The sequence below is a fragment of the Tepidanaerobacter syntrophicus genome, assembly GCF_001485475.2.
Lineage (GTDB): Bacteria > Bacillota > Thermosediminibacteria > Thermosediminibacterales > Tepidanaerobacteraceae > Tepidanaerobacter > Tepidanaerobacter syntrophicus.
This window is the reverse complement of sequence record NZ_DF976999.1, coordinates 425,256-445,567: the sequence shown is the minus strand read 5'-3', so window position 1 is coordinate 445,567 and position 20,312 is coordinate 425,256. Positions and strand designations below refer to the sequence as shown.

Sequence of the window (20,312 nt, the reverse complement as noted above, 5' to 3'; positions counted from 1 at the left end):
ACCTCATTTTATTTCTACCGTTTTATCGTTTTGATGCCAGATAACCTGATGACCCATTTTTTCTGCAAGCTCCCTTACAGGCACCATAACCTGTCCCCTTGAAAGATAAGTCGGAAGCAGGAACCATACATCTTCCCTTGTGGTGATGCGTCTTGCCACCTTATTTGTATTATTATCCCATAAAATATCCCATTTAAGCACGTCTTTGAAAAAATTAAGCGGCGCAACCAGTTTGCCGTCCGCGTAAGTCGGAGCTGCATCTAAAGGAACCGGTTGTTTTCCCAGATATGCGGTGACAGAATCTATACAAAGTACAATGGAACCGTTATAGTATTCAGGAAGGGCTTCGGATGTATCGTTAATTAAAGTCTTGAATTTATCCAAACCGATTCCCGGCGGAACTATTATTCTATTTAAAGTCATAGGAGAAGAATCCTGATATATAAAGCCGGAAGTAACGGTGAACCCCAGCTTATACCCCTCAACTACCGCGGAAGTAACTATTTTGTCATCATATTGTCCATATGGATAAGCTATACTCAAAACCTTTGGAGCGCCTGCCTTGTCAAAAAAACCCTTCATGTCTTCAAAATCTTTAGTGATTTCACCCAGGCTCATTTCTACAAAGGCTGATTTTTTATCCAGCAGGTAGTGAGCGTTAAATGTGTGGCTTCCAAATTCAATAAATCCGCTTTCTGACATTTCCTTTATTTCATCAAGGGAAAGCTTTGGTATGCTTGCTGTCCCTGAAGATGGAGTTTCTATCGCGCCCCCGATAAGAAAAATAACTGCGTGAAGGCCGTATTTCCTCAAGATAGGGTAAGCATATGTATAATTAGACTCATATCCGTCGTCGAATGTAATTAAAACAGTGCGTTCAGGCAGCTGTTTATTAAAGTAGAGAAAGTTTTCTATATCGGTTAAACTAGCCGTATAATAACCGTGGTCGTAAAGATACCTCATCTGTTCTTCAAATTCTGAAACAGAAATCGTAGCTTCGCTTTTTGTTACTGCTGCTTCTTCATCGGGAACTATATGATGATAGCAGAGCACAGCCGCAGAATTTTTCCCATCATCTGTGGCGGCAAGGGCAGAAAAAGGAAAACCTAAAGCGAAAATAGAAAAAGAAAGCAAAACGAGCAGCGGCTTTTTCAATAATGATAGTCTAAAACAGTGCATGGCAAGTACTCCTTTCAAGATAAGGCATATACTATCAGTATCCTATCACATTGCTCCTTCTTAGTAAATAAGGCAAAATTTGTGATATAATCGAAATAAAGATTTTTAGCCGATTTTTTTTTTTAAAAGGAAGCTGGTGCAAATGGAAGACATTGAGCTTAAAATATCATTGCTGCAAACAGAACCGACATTTAAAGATATAAATCTTGCGGCAGGCAAAATACAAAACCTTGCGGCAAAAGCCGTAAGTCAGAAAAAAAGGCCTAATATTCTTGTGGTGCCAAGAATTTTTTCGACTCAGCACATAAATACAAGCTTTGACCCGACAGTAGAATTATTAAAAAACACCGCTGCAAGGTGCCGAACCACTGTAATTTCCTTTGATATTTTCAACAAGGTTTATGCTGCAGACCCTAATGGGAATATCATCGCAAGTTGTACAAAGTCTTGCGAAGCAAAGGATGAAACGATGGTGTTTAGCGTAGACGGGGTGTGCTGCGGCATTGCTCCGATTTCTAATCTGAAATTTCCCGAGGCAATAAAGCAATCAGCTGCTCTAGGCGCGAAAGTGCTTTTTGTTTTAGGCGCATGGCCCAAGTCCAAGGAAATTTACTGGAAGCTTTTAAATATTGTAAGGGCTATCGAAAATCAGTTCTTTATAGTAGCTCTAAATCAATTTGAGAAACAAACAGCTTTTATAGTGGTAGATCCCTGGGGCAGGGTAGTTGCAGAAAATAAGGGCAGCGGTGTTTTCACGACCGTGATAAATATAGGTCAGATAGATGCGGCAAAGTCCCAAAGCATCTTATACACAGAAACTAATTAAGATATGTTGGAAGGAGATAGCAATGAACAAAATTCAACAACAAATATTTGATATTCAAACAACAGCCCAATCCCTTACGGTTTACCGCAGCATTCTAGATGATGATATCATCAGAAAATATCTTGATATGCTTGAAAGCATATTCAATGAAGAAGCGGCAATTATAACGGTTTCAAAATCCCACGAATTTATTTCAAGCCTTCTTAGAGAAACTGCGGCATACAATGAGCCGCTGGTGGGAAATCTCTGGCAAAATCACATTTTAAACCTTATACTTCTGGATGAGAATCCTTTCAGCCTGCGGTGCGAACGGCAAGATTTAAATGATGTGGAAGAGCCATTAAGAAGACTTGTTGAAAAAGATATGGCACATCTTCAGATACTTCACGACTTCGATTTTTCGCCTATTGAAGCATATATAAAAGAAAAAGCAGGGCAAGATTTTACTATTATGTGTTCCGTGAAGGGCGCCTCCACCCTTCCCTACCCTGAAACCTACTATGGCAAAAGACAGGAAATTAAGATACTGCTTAACAGCTCGCCTATTTGGGATGCAAACATAAATGTGCTGGCAAAATTCTACAATAATATGGGATGTGGAGATTTTGCAAAGTATCGGGCATTTAAATGGGTAGGCACAGGAGAAAAAGGAAGGCTTGTAGGAATTCCGGAGCCTGACCCCATCAGAATTTGCGACCTAATAGGATATGAAGAACAAAAGAATGAAGTCCTGCGCAACACCCGCCAATTTGTAAAAGGTTTGGGAGCAAACAATATGCTGCTTTATGGTGACAGAGGAACCGGCAAATCATCTACCATAAAGGCATTGGTGCATGAATTCGGAGAGGAAGGCCTGAGAATGGTAGAAGTTACAAAAGACCAGCTGAGGGACCTCCCCTATATAGTGTCAATCCTTAAAAAACGGCCTTACCGCTTTATTATATTTGTAGATGATTTATCTTTTGAAGAACACGAAACCGAATACAAATATCTAAAAGCAATACTTGAAGGAAGCCTGGAACCCTCTCCGGAAAACGTCCTTATATACGCCACATCCAATCGCCGCCATTTGGTAAGAGAATATCACAGCGATAGGGCAGAAGATGAGCTAAAATCTCAGGATACCCTTCAAGAAAAACTTTCTCTTTCTGACCGCTTCGGTATAACCGTAGTCTATCTCTCCCCTGACAAAGAAAAATACTTGGAAATTGTGGAAGGCATAGCAAAAAGCAAGGGTGTTGACATAGAACCTAACAAACTAAGGGAGCTTGCGCTAAAATGGGAACTTTGGCACAACAGCCGCTCCGGAAGAACCGCCAGGCAGTTCATAGAAGACTTACTTGGAAAAATGGGTTCAGTGTAGATTTTCACAAAATCCCATAATTTAATCGTATTTTATCCGTTTTCATTAAATAGAATTAACTCAACCTTAAAGAATTGAGCAGGGGAGGAAAAGCGGTTGTCAAAGAAAGTTATAAAAATAGCAATAATTTGTGTTGTGGTTGCTGCATTAATTTTTGCGGGATATTTATGGAAACAGAAAAGCAGCTCAAAGGGGACTGCGGCAGCCCAAAAATTATCTACAGCCAAGGTAACAAAGGGGAATCTGGAAGTTGTACTTAAGGATTCCGGCACCCTTGAGCCTATGGAGCAGGAAACAATTAATTTAAAAGTAGACGGCACAGTTAAAAAAGTTTACTTCAATGAAGGAGATGTGGTTAAAGAAGGCGATTTGCTTTATGAATTGTCTAATGAAGACCTTGCAATCAGCCTTCAAAAAGCAGAGCTCTCTCTTAAGCAGCAGCAGATAGATCTTCAAGACGCCTTAAAGCAAAAAGAAAAGGCTGTGATTTATGCTCCGGCTGACGGAGTCGTAAAATCAGTCGATATTAAAGTCGGCGATTCGGTAAATGCAAACACAGTTGTGGCTACTATACAAAATCAGGACAAATGTCAGGTTAAAGTTCCATTTCTTTCTTCGCAAACAAGTAAAATGAAGATAGGACAAAAAGCTGAAATTATGTTTATAGATCCTATATACACCATTGACGGTGTTGTTACAAAAATAGACACCGTCGGGACGCGCACATCTTATGGGAGCATTTATTACTATGTGACCATAACAGTCGATGGCAACTATTATGTAGAAGGATCAGATACCAGCGTTGAGGGCTATGTAATAACAGACAGCGGTAAAGAGGAAGGTATGGAACAAGCACTGATAGAGCCTTTGGATGCAGTGGAAGTAAAATCCGAAATATCATCTAAAGTCAATAACGTTTATATTGAAGAAGGCCAAATTGTCACAAAGGGCCAAAAATTATTCTCCCTTGATTTGGAAGATATAAATGCAAATATTGAAAAGCAGCAGCTAAGCCTTCAGCAGGCACAGCTAGACCTTCAGTCGAAAAGATCCGAGCTGGAAAATCTTCTGGTATATGCTCCGATAGATGGAACCATCATAGAGCAAAACGTTCGGGAAGGCGACCTTATAAGACCGTCTACTTCTTCAAGTTCAAGCAGCGAACCGGCTGCGGTAATTGTAAATTATTCAAAGATGCAGGTTGTGCTTCCTGTAGACGAGCTGGACATAAATAACATAACCGTAGGCATGCCGGTAAATATCACGGCAGAGGCGGTACCTGATAAGGTATTTAAAGGTCAGGTTGAAAAGATCGCAGAACAAGGCACAAGCCAGAACAATGTTTCTACATTTGATGTTACGATAACCACTGATAAAGTAAACGAGCTAAAAGCCGGTATGACAGTGGATGTTGAGATGATCATTGCAAACAAGCAAGATGTGCTTATGCTTCCCATAACTGCCATCCAATACCGAAATAACAAGACCTATGTGATGCTTGCATCCGCTGAAGGCGATACTTCATCTTCTGCCGACAAGACTGCAAACTCCAAAAATGTCAATAAGACATCAAATGCTACTTCGACCGCAAATAATATGGTGGAAGTAAAAACAGGAATCAGCAATGATGAATACGTAGAAATCGTCAGTGGTTTAAATGAAGGCGATACAGTGCTCTTATCTAATGCCGCCAGCACTTCTACTACAAACAGTCAGCGACAAAACGAAATGATGCCGATGAGTCCTGCGCCAACCGAAGGCCCTGCGCCCAGTGGTCGGGGGTAGTTAAATGCTGATACAACTTGAGGATATCTATAAGATATATAAACTGGGAGACACTGAAGTGCATGCATTAGATGGCATAACACTTGGGATAGAACAAGGCGAATTTATAGCAATAGTGGGGCCGTCAGGCTCGGGAAAATCTACATTAATGAACATTCTCGGATGCCTGGACACTCCCACCGAAGGCAGTTATCTTTTTGAGGGCAAGGATATGTCAAAGCTCAGCGACGACCAGCTTGCAATTATACGGAACAAGCACATAGGTTTTGTATTTCAAAGCTTCAACCTGCTGCCTAAGCTGGATGCAGTGGAGAACGTAGAAGTGCCCCTGACTTATGCAGGCAAAAAAGGCCCTGCAAGAAGGGAGCGGGCTGTCAAAATGCTGGAAATTGTGGGCTTGGGCGATAGAATACATCATAAGCCCAAGGAACTTTCCGGAGGCCAGCAGCAAAGAGTCGCCATAGCAAGAGCCTTATCTACAGATCCTCCCGTAATCCTTGCAGACGAGCCTACAGGCAACTTGGACACAAAGTCCGGCACTGAGATTATGCAGATACTAAAGGAACTTAACAAAAGCGGAAAAACCGTCATCCTTATAACCCACGACATAAACATCGCAAAGCAGGCTCAAAGAAATGTCCATATTCAGGACGGCAAAATAATAGAAGATGTAAAGGTGGCAGGTTAAATGGATATACTGCAGACCATAAAAATAGCAATGCGGGGCATTCTTGACAACAAGCTGCGTTCATTTTTGACAATGCTGGGCATAATCATAGGCGTAACTTCGGTAATTGCGCTGGTATCTATAGGCCAAGGCGCCACCTCCCAAGTAACTGAGCAGATTCAAAGCCTGGGTTCCAATTTACTTACTGTAAATATAACGGGCAGAGGAGCAAATACCACTTTAAGTTATGAAGAAGCGATGGAATTTGGAGAAAGTCCTTATATCAGCGCAGTAGCACCGATTATGAACGGCAGCGCAACCGTAAAGCACGGCAATAAAAATACTACCGCCCAGATTCAGGGTACAAATGAAGAGTTTTTGGGCATACGAAACTACAAACTGGCAGAAGGCAGATTTATAACATCCGCCGATGTTTACATGCGCCAGAAGATTGCTATCTTGGGCCCGGGGATAGCTGAGGATATTTTCGGCCTGGTAAGCCCTGTAGGACAAGAAATAAAGATTAACGGACAGATTTTTAAAGTAGTAGGCATCCTTGAATCCTCCAGCTCCATGATGGGCTCCAATGATGAAGACATATACATCCCTGTTACTACAGCTGAAAGGCTCCTGCAAAACCGAGGCGTAAGGACAATATATATGCAGGCAGCGTCAGAAGATACCGTAGACCTTGCCACTCAAGAAATATCTGTAAAACTTTCCAGGATATTTAAGACAGATACCAATAGTGATTTCCAAGCTTATCGGATTTTCAGCCAGACTGAAATGCTGGATACGCTAAACGAAACCACTTCAACGCTTACCATGATGTTGGGCGGCATTGCGGCGATATCACTGCTGGTTGGCGGCATAGGTATTATGAACATAATGCTGGTGTCTGTAACTGAGCGCACAAGAGAAATAGGAATAAGAAAAGCTCTTGGCGCTAGAAAGCGGGACATATTGAGCCAATTTCTCATAGAATCCTTAGTGCTCAGCGGCATCGGCGGAGTAATAGGCATAATCGTCGGAATTTTAATGAGCCGAGGTATAGCGCAAGTTATAGGAATAACGGCAAAAACCACGTATTCGGTGACGGCCATTGCCTTTGGCTTTTCGATGCTGGTGGGTATCTTCTTTGGACTTTATCCTGCCAATAAGGCAAGCAGCTTAAAGCCGATTGAAGCCCTGCGCTATGAATAAATCCGGCTGGGAGAGGTGAAAAATTTATGTCTTACCGCATATATTTAGTGGAAGACGACAAAAACTTAAATTTAGTGCTCACTTCATATCTTGAAAAGGAAGGTTGGCAGGTTTCTTCATTCCTAACCGGCAGCGAGGCTGAGGATGCCATAAAGGATCCTCCTGATTTATGGATACTGGATATAATGCTGCCTGATATAGACGGTTATCATCTCCTTCAGGAAATAAAAAAGGCTTCCCCTGCCACCCCCATCATCTTCATTTCTGCAAGAGATGCGGATATCGACAGAGTGGTAGGCCTTGAGCTGGGCAGCGATGATTATCTGGCAAAGCCTTTTCTCCCCAGAGAGCTCGTTATAAGGTGCAGGAATTTGCTGGAGCGGATTTACAGCCCCGGCCTTCAGATTTACAATGTTCCCCCTTATACAATAAATGAGGCAAGCAGAACCGTCAAAACAAACGATGAGACAGTAGATCTGACATCAAAGGAGTTCGACATAACACTGTATTTTATAAAAAACCAGGGAATAGCCCTATCCAGGGAGCAGATACTTGCGGCAGTATGGGGCACTGACTACTTCGGCTCAGACAGAGTGGTAGATGATTTAATAAGGCGGCTTCGGAAAAAACTTCCCTACCTTAATATAGAGACAATTTACGGATACGGTTATAGGCTGGTGAAGTCATGAAAAATCTTCCCCTTTCCCTGCAAATTTGGCTTGTATTTGCGATAATCACCCTTTGCATAACTCTCCTTCTGTGTATTTTGCTTCCTGCAACCCTTAGGGAATTTTTCACCAATGAAGTCTACGCAACTATTGAAAGCGCGCAGGGCATGGTCCTTGAGCGCTTTTCCGACGAGACGACAAAGGAAGAGTGGGAGTCCAGCAGAATACTAAACCGGCCGCCTCAAGACGATATACGTACGGTCAATCATTTTATAGTACTGAAGGAAAACTATACCATAATGTCTCCGGGAATATCAAATCCTATAGAACCTTCCGAGATTCCGGAAGGCGCTGTAAAGCATCTTCTGATACTTCCGCCAAGAGAAATACTGGAACAAATAATTAATGAAGCCAAAAGCCAAACCGAGGAAAGCTGCCAATACAGCGGCCAGATAAACAATAGAAGAATATTTTATGTAATCACAAGAGGCAAACTCATGGGCCGGGATGTTTATCTTGTATCATATATGTGGGATACTTATAGAGAAGATCTTGTGAAAACCCTTTTTAAGAAACTTGCAGCTATAATGGGTTTTGCGTTCATCCTAAGCTGGCTGCCGTCACTGGCACTGGCAAGGTATCTTACGAAACCATTGGTTATCTTGGAAAAACGTGTGGAAAGGCTAGCAAATCGAGACTGGCAGGAACCGATAAAACTTGAGCGAAAGGACGAGATAGGCCGTTTAGGGAATTCTGTTGAAAAACTCCGACAGCAGCTGATTTTCCAAGATGAAGCCCAGCAGTCTTTGCTGCAGAATATATCCCATGAGCTTAAGACTCCCGTTATGGTGATTCAAAGCTATATACAGGCCATAAAAGACGGTATATTTCCAAAGGGCGACCTTAACCGAACACTAGAGGTTATCGAGGAGGAAGCCAACAGACTTCAAAAACTTATTCAAAACCTGCTGTACCTTACAAAGCTTGACTATCTTACCACACATAAGCAGACACTAGAAACCTTCCAGCTGGATGAACTTATAAAAGAAGTAGTTGAAAGGCTCCGCTGGCACCGAAAGGCCTTGGATTGGTCGATAAAACTTACCCCCGTCAAAACAAAAGCTGACAAAGAGCAGTGGCGCGTTGCCCTGGAAAATCTTCTTGACAACCAAATTCGCCACGCCAAAAGCAGAATCGACATAGAGCTGGAGCCTAAAGGCGAAAATTCCTTCCTTCTTCATATTTACAACGATGGTCCCAATATCGAACCTGAAATCATGGATGCCCTTTTTCAAAAATACAACAAAGGTTCGAGAGGCAGAACAGGTTTGGGACTTGCCATAGTTCAGCGTATAATAACCCTTCACGGCGGCAATATATATGCCAAAAACGAAGAAGAAGGAGTCTCGTTTTATATTGAAATGTAAAGAGGATAAAATCCTCTTTTTCTTTTACCTGAAAAATTTTTTAAGAAATACTCCAAGGTTCTTGAGTAAGTTACTATAAAAGAATATAATTATGCGTGGTAAGTGAGATGATTTTATAATTTCTTTCATAAAAAACAAAATTAGTTCGTATATCTGAACCATAGTTCGGTTTTTCGGAAATCCCGGCAAAGTAAGATTTACTGCCGGATATGTTAATAAATTTAATAAACATATTCCGAAAAACCGAACTTTTATTTTTATAGCAATCCAGGAAAGACCCCAGATTTAAGCAAATTTTGACAATCAAAGGATTGGCATTATTATTGCTGTAAATTATTATATTTAGAAGGAGGGCTACATTTTGAATTTTACAAAAATGCATGGATTAGGCAATGACTTTATAGTTGTAAAAGGCCTGGAGGAAGATATACAGACAATAATCAAAAACGCCAAAAAAATTTGCGACAGACATTTTGGAGTCGGTGCAGATGGCATACTACTGGTGCTGCCATCAGATGCGGCAGATATAAAAATGAGGATCATAAACAGTGATGGCAGCGAAGCTCCTATGTGCGGAAATGGTGTTAGATGTTTTGCAAGTTTTGTCTATAAAAAAGGAATTGTAGCCAAAAAAAATATGACGGTTGAAACTATAGCCGGTATACAAAGGCCGGAAATAATTATGAAAGATGATATTGTTACTGCTATTAAAGTTGATATAGGAACTTATAGTTTTCTAAATCAAGACATTCCGGTAGAAGGAGAGCCAGATAAAGAGGCAAAGAATCTTGAGATTAAAATAGATGAAAATTTATTTGAAGCAACAGGCGTTGATATGGGCAATCCCCACTGCGTAATATTTACGGATGATGTTGAAAAGGTTCCATTGGAAAAATGGGGCCCGAAGATAGAAAACTATCCGCTTTTTCCGCTAAAGACGAATGTAGAGTTTGTTCAGGTAATTTCAAAAGACCATTTGAAAATGCGTGTATGGGAAAGAGGATGCGGCATTACCATGGCTTGCGGCACAGGGGCATGCGCAGTTGCTGCTGCCGCCTTTGAAAAAGGTTTTACGGGAAAACAAGTAAAAGTTACTTTGCCCGGAGGTGACTTATTTATCGAACTTACAGATGATAAAAGAGTGTATATGACGGGACCTGCCCAGGAGGTTTTCGAGGGACACTTAGAGCTTGAAAAAATTTGCTAAATGACATAATAAAATGGGAGGAATAAAGATGAAGATATCAGAAAGAATTAAAAAAGTTCCACCATATATCTCGGCTGAGATTGATAAAAAAGTTGCGGATTTGACAAAAAAAGGAATTGATGTGATAACTTTAGCAATTGGCGATCCGGATATACCTACTCCTGAAAATATAATAAAGGTTATGGAAAGAGAAATTCATAATCCTGCCTACCATCGTTATCCCGCCTATGAAGGCTCTTATGAGTTTCGGTGTGCCGTAGCACGCTATTATTCTAAAAGATTTGAAGTAGAACTTGACCCTGATACTGAGGTAATGGCTCTTATCGGTTCAAAAGAAGGTATAGTAAATACTGCTTATGCCTTTATAGATGAAGATGACTATGCTCTAATTCCGGATCCCGCATATCCGGTATACAAAACAGCCACGCTTTTTGCCGGCGGCATTCCATATACGATGCCATTGCTTAAAGAAAATAAATTTTTGCCTGATTTTACTAAAGTCGATAAAGATATTGCCGAAAAAGCTACAATAATGTTTTTATGCTATCCAAATAATCCAACATCGGCAGTAGCCAACAAAGAATTTTTTGAAGAAGCTATAGAATTTGCCAAGAAATACGACATTGTCATATGCCATGACAGCGCATATGCAGATATAATCTACGAAGATTATAAAGCGCCAAGCATTCTTTCTGCAAAAGGAGCAAAAGAAACAGCTATCGAGCTGGGCTCTTTATCAAAGCCTTACAGAATGACAGGCTGGAGAATCGGGTATGCCGTAGGAAACAAAGACATAATCAAAGCATTGGGAAGAATAAAGACTAATGTAGATTCCGGGCAGTTTACAGCGATCCAAAGCGCCGCAGTTGAGGCACTCTCAGGACCTCAAGACAGCGTGGAGGAATTCCGACGCATACTTACAAAAAGAAGGAACTTTGTATTCGAAGCTTTAAAAGATATGGGCTTTGACGTTGAATTACCCCAGGGAACCTTTTATATTTGGGCGAGCGTGCCTAAAGGGTATATTTCTGCCTCATTCGCAGAGTATTTAGTAGATAAGGCTGCCGTAGTAGTGATTCCGGGTAATGCTTATGGAGAATATGGGGAGGGATTTTTCAGGATTTCCCTTACTACACCGGATGACAGAATAGATGAAGCATTATCCAGAATGAGAAAGCTTAAGTTTTAATATCTGTCTAACTGCCCAGGTGAAGGGATGTGATATAAGGGAACAATTCAAATATTTTATCAACAGGACTTAGAAACGAACCAAAAATTCTCCTTTTAGACGAACCTTCCCTAGGCCTTTCGCCTCTTTACACAAGCGAGGTTTTTAAGACAATACTGCAGGTTAAAGAACAAGGAACGACTATCCTTTTAGCTGAACAAAACGCTAAAAAGGCTTTGGAAATAGCAGATTATGCATATGTATTAGAGACAGGAAGAATAGTGCTTTCCGGCACCGGAAAGGAACTTTTATCAAACCCTGCAGTACAAGAAGCGTATTTGGGTGTAAAGCATAAAGCTATATAATTTAGAAAGAACTACTATTATAAAGAACTACTATTATATAAAAGGAGAAGATGAAATATATGACAGGCTTAAACTTACCTCGGGTTAAACTTTGCCAATTGCCTACGGATTTAGATTTAGCATCTAATCTTTCGAAAAAACTGGGAGACGTGAATATTTATTTTAAAAGAGACGACAACACCGGTCTTGCTATAGGGGGAAACAAAGGCCGCAAGCTGGAATTTTTGTTGGCCGATGCCCTAAAAAAAGAGGCTGATGTAATAATAACCACAGGCAGCATTCAGTCCAACCATACCCGAATGACTTGTGCCGCCTGCAGAAAACTTGGCCTTGATGTAATTTTAATGCTAAAAGGCAAAAAACCTGCTCAATTCCAAGGCAACTTACTCTTAGAAAAGCTGATGAATGCCGATATGCGGTTTTTTGATGTGTCAAGTTATAATGAAATAGGCATAGAGGCTGATAAGCTAATGGATGAGTTGAGAGCTAAGGGCAAAAATCCTTATTTTATTCCTGTTGGCGGCTCTATCGGCCTTGGAGCATGCGGATATGTGGATTGCGCCTTAGAACTTTTTAGTCAGGCCGACAGCCAAAACTTAAGAATAGATTATATAGTAAATGCGGTGGGATCCGGAGGAACATCGGCGGGACTTGAAGTAGGAGTGCGCCTTGCGAAAAGGGATGCTAAAGTTGTTGGCATAAGCGTTGACTCAGAAAAAAGCGTGTTTAAGCAAGACATTTCAAGAATTGCCCAAGACTCTATATCCTTATTGGGAGCCGACCTGGAAATTTTGCCTGACGAGATAATCGTCTTTGACGAATATATAGGTGAAAGCGGATACGGAAAGCCCAGCCGGCAAGGGGTAGAGGCAATAAAATTCACAGCTGAAACTGAAGGAATAATATTAGATCCGGTATATTCAGGCAAGGCTATGGCCGGCCTTATAGATTTGGTTAAAAAAGGATTTTTTGAAAAAGGGTCAAATATTATTTTTATTCACACCGGCGGAACTCCTGCCTTATTTGATATGCTGGTAGAAAACAGCGACTAATAAAAACATATTTTGACATGCCATGCCAACTCATATATAATTTCAATAGAATAAAAAAAGAGGTGTGGCGCATGTTGTACAAAATCGAAGATGTGGAGAAACTATCGCGAAATGATATACGAAAACTATACTCAGAATATGTAAATCCGGGCCTTGCATCGATGCTCAGCCTTATAAATTTCGATAAAAACTTTGTCAAAGCTGAAGGATGCTATGTTTATGACAGTGACGGCAACAAATATATAGATTTTTTAGGAGCCTATGGCGCATTGAACTTAGGGCATAATCCTGCTGAAATATACGAAGCGCTTGGAAAAGTAAAGGAAAGGCCGAATCTTCTTCAAGCTTCCTTAAGCACTTTTGCGGCGGTTTTGGGCCACAATCTTGCTCAAGTTGTTCCTAAAGGTTTAAAACACAGCTTTTTCTGCAACAGCGGTGCGGAAGCTGTTGAAGGCGCACTGAAAGCCGCAAGGGCTGCAAGCGGTAAAACCGGCATCATATCCTGCGAAGGGTCTTTTCACGGCAAGACCTATGGAGCGCTTTCCGCAACAGGCAGAAAGAAATATCAGGAGCCCTTTTTACCGTTGGTTCCCGGTTTTCAAACAGTGCCATACGGTGATGCGAATGCCCTGGAAGAAAAACTAAAGCAAAAAGACATAGCAGCATTTATAGTAGAGCCTATACAGGGAGAAGGCGGAATTATCGTGCCTCCCGAAGGTTATTTGAAGGATGTAAGGGCGCTTTGCGACAAATACGGCGTGCTTCTGATAGCTGATGAAATCCAGACAGGCTTTGGCAGGACGGGGACCATGTTTGCCTGTGAAAGAGAAGGGGTTTCGCCTGATATTATGACAGTTGCAAAATCATTGGGAGGCGGAGTAGTTCCTATAGGAGCCTTTATTACCACAGAGGAAGTATGGGAAAAGGCCTTTGGCGGTATGGAAAAATGCCTCCTGCATACATCGACTTTTGGCGGCAATACCATGGCCTGCGCTGCAGGAATAGCATCTATCAACGCAATAATCGAGAAAAACCTGCCTGAGCACGCAAAAGAAGTGGGAGAATATATGCTGGAGGGACTTAAAACCCTAAAAGACCGCTACGGCATAATAAAGGATGTAAGAGGAAGAGGGCTGATGGCAGGTATTGAATTTGAAACACCCGAGAAAGGGATTTTAAGTAAGCTTACAGGAGGCGCTGTCAACAGATTCTACAAAGAGTATACAGGTTCCATGGTGGCCGGAGAGCTTCTTAACACCCACCGCATAATTACAGCATACACTTTAAACAATCCTAATGTCATAAGGCTTGAACCGCCTCTTATCATCGAAAAAGAAGACATCGACTACATGCTGAACTCCCTTGAAGACATATTTTCAAAAAATAGCGGCCTCTTTAAACTTACATTAAGCACCGTAAAAAGAGTCATTCGAAAAAAATAGATAAGAACTGCCTCCAGAATATGGAGGCTTTTGCATTTTGGAATCGTTTTCACATTTCGATATTTGCAGTAAAGTACCATTATGTTATAATAAGGAGACTGAAACCTATCGATTTATATAAGATCAATTGCTTTATGAAGTTAATGCTACTACATAATAGTTTGGATAAAAAAGGTGCATTTATTGCAGCTTCCATGGTGCCGGCATGTACCACTAAAGCATTTCACGATGTAATCACCGGGCCTGTAGAATGGTTTGCAATCAAACTTGTCAGGAGTTTCCAAGAAGAAGCTGTAAATTCTGCAATGAATGAGAATAGAAAATATCTTAAAGATTTTCAATTTTGCAAGGAGGTGGTGAAGCGGCGGTAGGGGATTTTAAGATTTCACGATTTCAAAAGAGAGATATTAGGTAAAAGCTTTTTGACTATGTAAAATTAGGAGGGGAAAAATTTGAAAGCTCATAATCTAAAAAGAATAATCTGCATACTAATTGCTCTATTTATTTGCATTACAATGGTTGCCGGCTGCGGCACAGGCACAAAAGAGTCAAAACCTGAAACAAGTGAAGCGACAGGCGGAGCAGCTGATGAGAAAGATGGCGGCACTTTAACCATAGCTCTTTCTGCGACTCCTAAAAACCTTGATCCCGTAGACTATACAGGAGTTTATGAAGGTAACGTAATAATAAATGTATGTGATACTTTAGTAAAATATGATAAATCCCTGCAGAATATAATACCGGCCATTGCCACTGAATGGTCTGTGTCGGATGACATGAAAACATATACGTTTAAATTAAGAGATGATGTTTACTTCCAAAAAGGCAAATACCAAGACGGCAGAAAAATGACGGCAGAAGATGTCAAATACAGCCTGGAGCGCTCGGCAAAGGAATCTGCGATGAACAGGCTAAGTATGTTAGACCATGTGGATGTAGTGTCTGACACTGAAATCAAAGCAGTTCTAAAGGCTCCTAATGCGGCATTTTTAACAGCGCTGACTGATGCCGGAAATACCATTGTGCCGAAAGAAGAAGTGGAAGGCTGGGGAGACCAGTTCGGACTTCATCTTGTAGGAACAGGTCCCTTCAAGCTTGTAGACTTTATAAAAGATGACAGCGTAGTTTTAGAGAGAAATGAAAAGTATTGGGGACAAAAACCCCATCTTGACGGTGTAGTATTCAAGTTCATAAGCGATATCAACATGATGGCAAACGCTCTTAGAACCGGAGAAATAGATGTAGCCACAGATCTTGTAGGCGAAAGCATCAATGTCATAAAACAGAGCGATGATTTGGTCCTGGAAGAAGTACCGGGTCTCGTGGTTTCCTATGTTTACATGAATATGATGCAGGGACCCACAGCAGACAGAAAAGTCAGGGAAGCCATAATAAGCGCTGTTGATATTGACGAAATGGTAAAAGGCATATATACATGGGGCGAAGCCCAGAGAGGTTACCTGCCGCTGCCTCCCGGATCATGGGGATACGATCCTTCCTTAGAATCCTTGATACCGGCCTACAATCCTGAAAAGGCAAAACAGCTTCTTACAGAGGCAGGCTATCCCAATGGTTTTGAAACCGAGATTCATGTAGGCAATAAACCTGCAAGAATGAAAATGAGTACAATCATGCAGAACTACTTAAAGCAAAACTTAAATATCGATATGAAGATTCAGGTATCTGAGTGGGGTACATTCAGCGATATCGCATCAAAGGGCAAGGCACCCCTTTACGGCATGTCTTGGACATGGTATCCGGATCCTTACTTCTTCCTGAACCAGATGTTCCACAGCAGCCAGATAGGCTCTTTAGGCAACGGTCAGGGCTTTAACAATCCTGAAGTTGACAAACTCCTAGACGATGCTGTTACAACAACAGTGGATATAAACGAGCGGGCGGCTCTTTACAAAAAAGCCCTAAAATTAATAGTTGAAGAACTTCCTCAAATAGATTATGCCCATGAAAAAGTCATTTATGGTCTTAACAAGAACGTGCAGGGCTTTGTAGTTTCACCTGACAACCAGATAAATCTTGTAACGAGCGAAATTAACGTTTGGAAGCAAAAATAAGCAATAGTTTTTCGGTGGGAGGTACAAGAATTGCTTAAATACATTTTAAAACGATTGGTAGAAATCCTGCCCACCCTTTTCGTCGTAGCTTTAATCACATTTTTTGTCACAAGGATAATTCCGGGGGACCCGGCATCGGTGATGCTGGGTCCTCAAGCTAGTGTGGAAGCTGTAGAGAAGATGAGGGTGAAGCTGGGTTTAAATGAAAGCATTCCCAAACAATTTTTGATATATATGAACGATATTTTGCACGGAAATTTTGGCACATCTTTTTACTACAATGAGCCTGTAACGCTGCTTATTTTGGAAAGGTTCCCGAATACGGTTATACTGGCTGCGGCAAGTATGATACTTGCGCTGCTGGTGGGCATCCCTATTGGCGTTATTTCCGCCACAAAGCAGTATTCTATTTTTGATTATGTAACGATGGTACTTGCGCTTATTGGCGTTTCAATGCCTATATTTTGGCTCGGCCTTATGATGGTTCTTACTTTCAGTGTCAACCTGGGATGGCTGCCTTCTACAGGAATGGGAAGCATGAGCAAGGGGATAATGGACGTTATAAAGCACTTGATACTGCCCTCAGTGTGTCTTGCCACGATTCCGGCGGCTATGTTTGCCAGGATAACCCGCTCCAGCATGCTAGATATAATCAGGCAGGACTATATTAAGACAGCTAGGGCAAAGGGCCTTCGTGAATCCGTAGTAATATGGAAGCATGCCTTTAAAAACGCCCTGCCTCCTATAATCACCGTTGTCGGTATAGAGCTTGCATCGCTTTTGTCCGGAGCCATTCTTACAGAGACAATATTCAGCTGGCCCGGCATGGGGAAAATGGTAGTAGATGCCATTGAAAAGCGGGACTACGGTCTTGTACAGGGGAGCGTGCTTTTTATAGCGCTGATTTATGTTATCACAAATCTTATCGTAGACATCCTCTATGCAGTAGTAAACCCCAGAATCCGCTATACCAAAACTTCAGAACACGGGGGTGGCGCTTAGATATGGAAATGATTGATGAAAATAAGCTGATGCAGCTGGAACGCAAAGCCAACAGCCCTTGGGCCAGGCTCAAGCGCAACAAGACCGCCGTTATAGGAATGGTCATAGTTATTGCAGCTGTGTGCATGGCTATATTTGCTCCGCTGCTTGCGCCTTATGATCCCAATGCCATGGATATTAGTAAAACATTTTTAAAACCCGGAACCCCCGGCCATATCCTTGGAACCGACGAGTTTGGCAGAGACCTGCTCAGCAGAATAATATATGGCTCGAGAATATCAATTCTGGTTGCTGCCGGTGCGACTTTGGTAGGCGGCACCATTGGAATAATATTAGGAATAATTGCAGGCTATAAGGAAGGAATATTGGATACCGTAATCATGAGATTTATGGACGGCATGTTCGCATTCCCCTTCGTTCTCCTTTCCATCGTTTTGATGACTGTCCTAGGCCAAGGCCTGGAAAACGTTATTATCGCAATAGGTATTGCGAATGTTCCCGGATATGCCAGAATAGCAAGAGGACAAGTGCTTGTGGTAAAAGGTGAGGAATACTGCCAGGCGGTAAAATCCTTGGGAGCCTCGGACTTTCACCTGATTTTCAACCACATAATTCCTAACATTTTGTCACCGGTCATCGTCTATGCCACGATGAACCTGGCAGGTTCCATCATTTCAGAAGCAACCTTAAGTTTTTTAGGACTGGGAATTCAGCCGCCTACGGCTTCTTGGGGCAATATATTAAGGTCAGGCAGGGACTACCTGCTTACATCTCCCCACATAGCCACATATTCCGGCCTTGCCATATTACTTGCAGTTCTTGGATTTAATCTGTTTGGAGACGGTATCAGAGATGCCTTTGATCCAAAGATGAAATAAACTTTCAACTAGGTGGTGATTTATATGACGCAGCAATTATTAGAAGCCGAAGATTTAAAAGTATATTTTTATACACCCACCGGAATTGTAAAGTCAGTCAATGGCGTTAGCTTTAGCGTAGATCGGGGCAAGACCCTGGGAATCGTAGGGGAATCCGGTTCAGGCAAAAGCGTTACCGTTTCCACTATAATGAAGCTTGTTCCAGCTCCCGGAAAAATTATTTCCGGAAAAATTATCTTCAAGGACAAGGACTTACTTAAGCTTAACGAACGGGAAATGCTTAAAATCCGCGGAAATGAAATTTCCATGATTTTTCAGGACCCAATGACGGCTTTAAATCCGGTATTTACTATTGGCGAGCAAATAATGGAGAGTATTATACTCCACCAAAAATTAGATAAAAAGGCAGCACAAAAAAAGGCCGCCGAAACATTAGAACTTGTAGGCGTGCCTGATGCGGAGCTTAGGCTTAAAAGCTATCCCCATGAATTTTCCGGCGGGATGCGGCAAAGAGCCATGATAGCAATGGCTATAGCTTGCAACCCCAGCCTGCTCATTGCTGATGAGCCTACCACCGCCCTGGATGTGACAGTTCAGGCTCAGGTTCTTGAGCTGTTAAAAGATTTGCAAAAACGGCTTGATATGTCTATCATATTAATAACTCACAATCTGGGTGTGGTATGGGAGATATGTCATGATGTTATGGTAATGTATGCAGGAAATGCTGTTGAGCATACAGACACCAAGACCCTTTACGAAAATCCGCTGCACCCCTACACATGGGGCCTTCTGGATTCTATGCCGAAACTTAGCTACAGCAAAGAAACGCCGCTAAACGCTATAGAAGGAAGCCCTCCTGACCTTCGTCTTGTGGGCAAGGGCTGCAGTTTTGCACCCCGCTGCCCTTACAGACAGCAAATATGCTTTGATGAAACTCCGGTGCTAAAAGAAATCGAAAAAGGCCACAAAGTCAGCTGCCATTTTCAAGATGAAAGCCACCGCCTTTCCCGAAGGAGTGTTGTGCGCAATGGATGACAACATCATACTCGAAGTAAAAGATTTAAAAAAATACTATCCTGTCGAAACAGGTATTTTTGGAGCAGCGCCCGTTTATTTAAAGGCTGTGGACGGCGTATCTTTTAATGTAGAAAAAGGAAAGACTCTCGGCATAATCGGCGAATCCGGATGCGGCAAATCCACTGTGGCAAAGCTTTTAATGAATTTGGAAAGGCCTACGGCAGGCTCCATAAAATTTAAAGGGCGGGATACTGCAAACTTTAACGAATCTGAAATGAAAAAGCTTCGCAAAAACATGCAGATGGTATTTCAAGATCCCTATTCCTCCCTGGATCCAAAAAAAACCGCAGGCTATATTATCCAGGAGCCTTTAATAATTCACAATGTGGGAACAAGGGCTCAGCAGGAACAGCGGGTTAAGGAACTTTTAAAGATGGTAGGTCTTGACTACTACCATGCCAACCGCTATCCCCATGAATTTTCCGGCGGCCAAAGGCAGAGGATAAACATAGCCAGAGCCATTGCTCTCAATCCTGAAATAGTTATATGCGACGAGCCTGTATCAGCACTGGATGTATCTATTCAAGCCCAGGTTATAAATCTTTTAAAACGGCTTCAGGAAGAGCTGGGTCTTGCATATATTTTCATATCTCACGATTTAAGTGTGGTAAAATACTTAAGTGACAAACTTGCAATTATGTACTTAGGAAAAATCGTAGAAACAGGCAAATCTGACGATATTTACAAAAATCCGATGCACCCCTATACAAAGGCGCTATTTTCCGCGATACCGCCGGAAAGTCCTTTGGAGGAAAAAGAAAAAATGATTTTGGAAGGCGATGTGCCAAGCCCGTTAAAACCGCCATCCGGGTGCAAATTCCACACCAGATGCCCCTATGCTATGGAAAAATGTTCCAAAGAAGAACCATCTCTAAAGCAAATTGGAGACGGCCAGCAAGTTTCCTGCCACTTGTATTAGTGAAAAGAAAGC

At 41.8% G+C, this 20,312-nt stretch carries 18 protein-coding genes and 1 pseudogene; 18 read left to right on the top strand and 1 reads right to left on the bottom strand.

The features are described from left to right. Nucleotides 1–3: 3 nt before the first annotated feature. Nucleotides 4–1,179, bottom strand: coding sequence for a polysaccharide deacetylase family protein (locus tag TSYNT_RS03050; protein ID WP_059031657.1), 1,176 nt, complete (start codon nt 1,177–1,179; stop codon nt 4–6). 142 nt (nt 1,180–1,321) lie between these two features. On the opposite strand from TSYNT_RS03050, the gene TSYNT_RS03045 reads away from it, so the two are divergent. From TSYNT_RS03045 to TSYNT_RS02960, 18 genes and pseudogenes are all read left to right on the top strand, one after another. Continuing rightward, nucleotides 1,322–2,005, top strand: coding sequence for a nitrilase-related carbon-nitrogen hydrolase (locus TSYNT_RS03045; RefSeq protein WP_059031656.1), 684 nt, complete (start codon nt 1,322–1,324; stop codon nt 2,003–2,005). Between the two features lie 22 nt (nt 2,006–2,027). Next, the gene (locus TSYNT_RS03040) at nt 2,028–3,368 is read left to right on the top strand and encodes an ATP-binding protein (protein ID WP_059031655.1); all 1,341 of its coding nucleotides are present in this window, start codon (nt 2,028–2,030) and stop codon (nt 3,366–3,368) included. A gap of 96 nt (nt 3,369–3,464) precedes the next feature. Continuing rightward, a complete protein-coding gene (locus tag TSYNT_RS03035) occupies nt 3,465–5,153 on the top strand; it encodes an efflux RND transporter periplasmic adaptor subunit (protein WP_059031654.1) in 1,689 nt (562 codons plus the stop codon). A 7-nt stretch (nt 5,154–5,160) separates the two neighbouring features. Next, a complete protein-coding gene (locus TSYNT_RS03030; protein ID WP_174221077.1) occupies nt 5,161–5,841 on the top strand; it encodes an ABC transporter ATP-binding protein in 681 nt (226 codons plus the stop codon). After that, nucleotides 5,842–7,023: an ABC transporter permease gene (locus TSYNT_RS03025; RefSeq protein ID WP_059031652.1), complete on the top strand. Its 1,182-nt coding sequence runs from the start codon at nt 5,842–5,844 to the stop codon at nt 7,021–7,023. Nucleotides 7,024–7,049: 26 nt separating this feature from the next. Beyond that, the gene (locus tag TSYNT_RS03020) at nt 7,050–7,712 is read left to right on the top strand and encodes a response regulator transcription factor (protein WP_059031651.1); all 663 of its coding nucleotides are present in this window, start codon (nt 7,050–7,052) and stop codon (nt 7,710–7,712) included. Next, complete coding sequence (locus TSYNT_RS03015) at nt 7,709–9,118, top strand: sensor histidine kinase (RefSeq protein ID WP_059031650.1); 1,410 nt, start codon at nt 7,709–7,711, stop codon at nt 9,116–9,118. Before TSYNT_RS03020 ends, TSYNT_RS03015 begins: the two co-directional genes overlap by 4 nt. Nucleotides 9,119–9,479: 361 nt before the next feature. After that, on the top strand, nt 9,480–10,325 hold the full coding sequence (gene dapF, locus TSYNT_RS03010) for a diaminopimelate epimerase (RefSeq protein ID WP_059031649.1): 846 nt from the start codon (nt 9,480–9,482) through the stop codon (nt 10,323–10,325). Between the two features lie 28 nt (nt 10,326–10,353). Further along, on the top strand, nt 10,354–11,514 hold the full coding sequence (locus tag TSYNT_RS03005) for an LL-diaminopimelate aminotransferase (RefSeq protein WP_083497623.1): 1,161 nt from the start codon (nt 10,354–10,356) through the stop codon (nt 11,512–11,514). A gap of 38 nt (nt 11,515–11,552) precedes the next feature. Continuing rightward, nucleotides 11,553–11,858 (top strand): annotated as a pseudogene (locus TSYNT_RS12105) (ABC transporter ATP-binding protein C-terminal domain-containing protein); the annotation flags it as partial. Nucleotides 11,859–11,917: 59 nt separating this feature from the next. After that, nucleotides 11,918–12,910 (top strand): D-cysteine desulfhydrase family protein, encoded by a 993-nt coding sequence (locus TSYNT_RS02995; RefSeq protein ID WP_059031648.1) that lies wholly within the window; start codon nt 11,918–11,920, stop codon nt 12,908–12,910. A 71-nt stretch (nt 12,911–12,981) separates the two neighbouring features. Next, a complete protein-coding gene (locus TSYNT_RS02990) occupies nt 12,982–14,352 on the top strand; it encodes an aspartate aminotransferase family protein (protein ID WP_083497620.1) in 1,371 nt (456 codons plus the stop codon). A gap of 134 nt (nt 14,353–14,486) precedes the next feature. Then, nucleotides 14,487–14,723 (top strand): hypothetical protein, encoded by a 237-nt coding sequence (locus TSYNT_RS02985; protein ID WP_162780983.1) that lies wholly within the window; start codon nt 14,487–14,489, stop codon nt 14,721–14,723. Nucleotides 14,724–14,867: 144 nt separating this feature from the next. Continuing rightward, nucleotides 14,868–16,424, top strand: coding sequence for an ABC transporter substrate-binding protein (locus TSYNT_RS02980; RefSeq protein WP_059031707.1), 1,557 nt, complete (start codon nt 14,868–14,870; stop codon nt 16,422–16,424). A 30-nt stretch (nt 16,425–16,454) separates the two neighbouring features. Next, complete coding sequence (locus TSYNT_RS02975) at nt 16,455–17,426, top strand: ABC transporter permease (protein ID WP_059031645.1); 972 nt, start codon at nt 16,455–16,457, stop codon at nt 17,424–17,426. A 2-nt stretch (nt 17,427–17,428) separates the two neighbouring features. Continuing rightward, nucleotides 17,429–18,304 (top strand): ABC transporter permease, encoded by an 876-nt coding sequence (locus TSYNT_RS02970; RefSeq protein WP_059031644.1) that lies wholly within the window; start codon nt 17,429–17,431, stop codon nt 18,302–18,304. A 24-nt stretch (nt 18,305–18,328) separates the two neighbouring features. After that, nucleotides 18,329–19,339, top strand: a complete 1,011-nt coding sequence (locus tag TSYNT_RS02965; RefSeq protein WP_059031643.1) for an ABC transporter ATP-binding protein — start codon at nt 18,329–18,331, stop codon at nt 19,337–19,339. Further along, nucleotides 19,332–20,300, top strand: a complete 969-nt coding sequence (locus TSYNT_RS02960; protein ID WP_059031642.1) for an ABC transporter ATP-binding protein — start codon at nt 19,332–19,334, stop codon at nt 20,298–20,300. Before TSYNT_RS02965 ends, TSYNT_RS02960 begins: the two co-directional genes overlap by 8 nt. The last annotated feature ends 12 nt before the right edge of the window (nt 20,301–20,312 follow it).

Bases quoted from the DNA above. Each gene is read 5' to 3' on its own strand.
- TSYNT_RS03050 (WP_059031657.1), bottom strand. From the start codon at position 1,179: ATGCACTGTTTTAGACTATCATTATTGAAAAAGCCGCTGCTCGTTTTG.
- TSYNT_RS02995 (WP_059031648.1), top strand. From the start codon at position 11,918: ATGACAGGCTTAAACTTACCTCGGGTTAAACTTTGCCAATTGCCTACG.
- TSYNT_RS03040 (WP_059031655.1), top strand. From the start codon at position 2,028: ATGAACAAAATTCAACAACAAATATTTGATATTCAAACAACAGCCCAA.
- TSYNT_RS03045 (WP_059031656.1), top strand. From the start codon at position 1,322: ATGGAAGACATTGAGCTTAAAATATCATTGCTGCAAACAGAACCGACA.
- TSYNT_RS03015 (WP_059031650.1), top strand. From the start codon at position 7,709: ATGAAAAATCTTCCCCTTTCCCTGCAAATTTGGCTTGTATTTGCGATA.
- TSYNT_RS02990 (WP_083497620.1), top strand. From the start codon at position 12,982: ATGTTGTACAAAATCGAAGATGTGGAGAAACTATCGCGAAATGATATA.
- TSYNT_RS02970 (WP_059031644.1), top strand. From the start codon at position 17,429: ATGGAAATGATTGATGAAAATAAGCTGATGCAGCTGGAACGCAAAGCC.
- TSYNT_RS03020 (WP_059031651.1), top strand. From the start codon at position 7,050: ATGTCTTACCGCATATATTTAGTGGAAGACGACAAAAACTTAAATTTA.
- TSYNT_RS02980 (WP_059031707.1), top strand. From the start codon at position 14,868: ATGGTTGCCGGCTGCGGCACAGGCACAAAAGAGTCAAAACCTGAAACA.
- TSYNT_RS02960 (WP_059031642.1), top strand. From the start codon at position 19,332: ATGGATGACAACATCATACTCGAAGTAAAAGATTTAAAAAAATACTAT.
- TSYNT_RS03005 (WP_083497623.1), top strand. From the start codon at position 10,354: ATGAAGATATCAGAAAGAATTAAAAAAGTTCCACCATATATCTCGGCT.
- TSYNT_RS02985 (WP_162780983.1), top strand. From the start codon at position 14,487: ATGAAGTTAATGCTACTACATAATAGTTTGGATAAAAAAGGTGCATTT.
- TSYNT_RS03025 (WP_059031652.1), top strand. From the start codon at position 5,842: ATGGATATACTGCAGACCATAAAAATAGCAATGCGGGGCATTCTTGAC.
- TSYNT_RS02965 (WP_059031643.1), top strand. From the start codon at position 18,329: ATGACGCAGCAATTATTAGAAGCCGAAGATTTAAAAGTATATTTTTAT.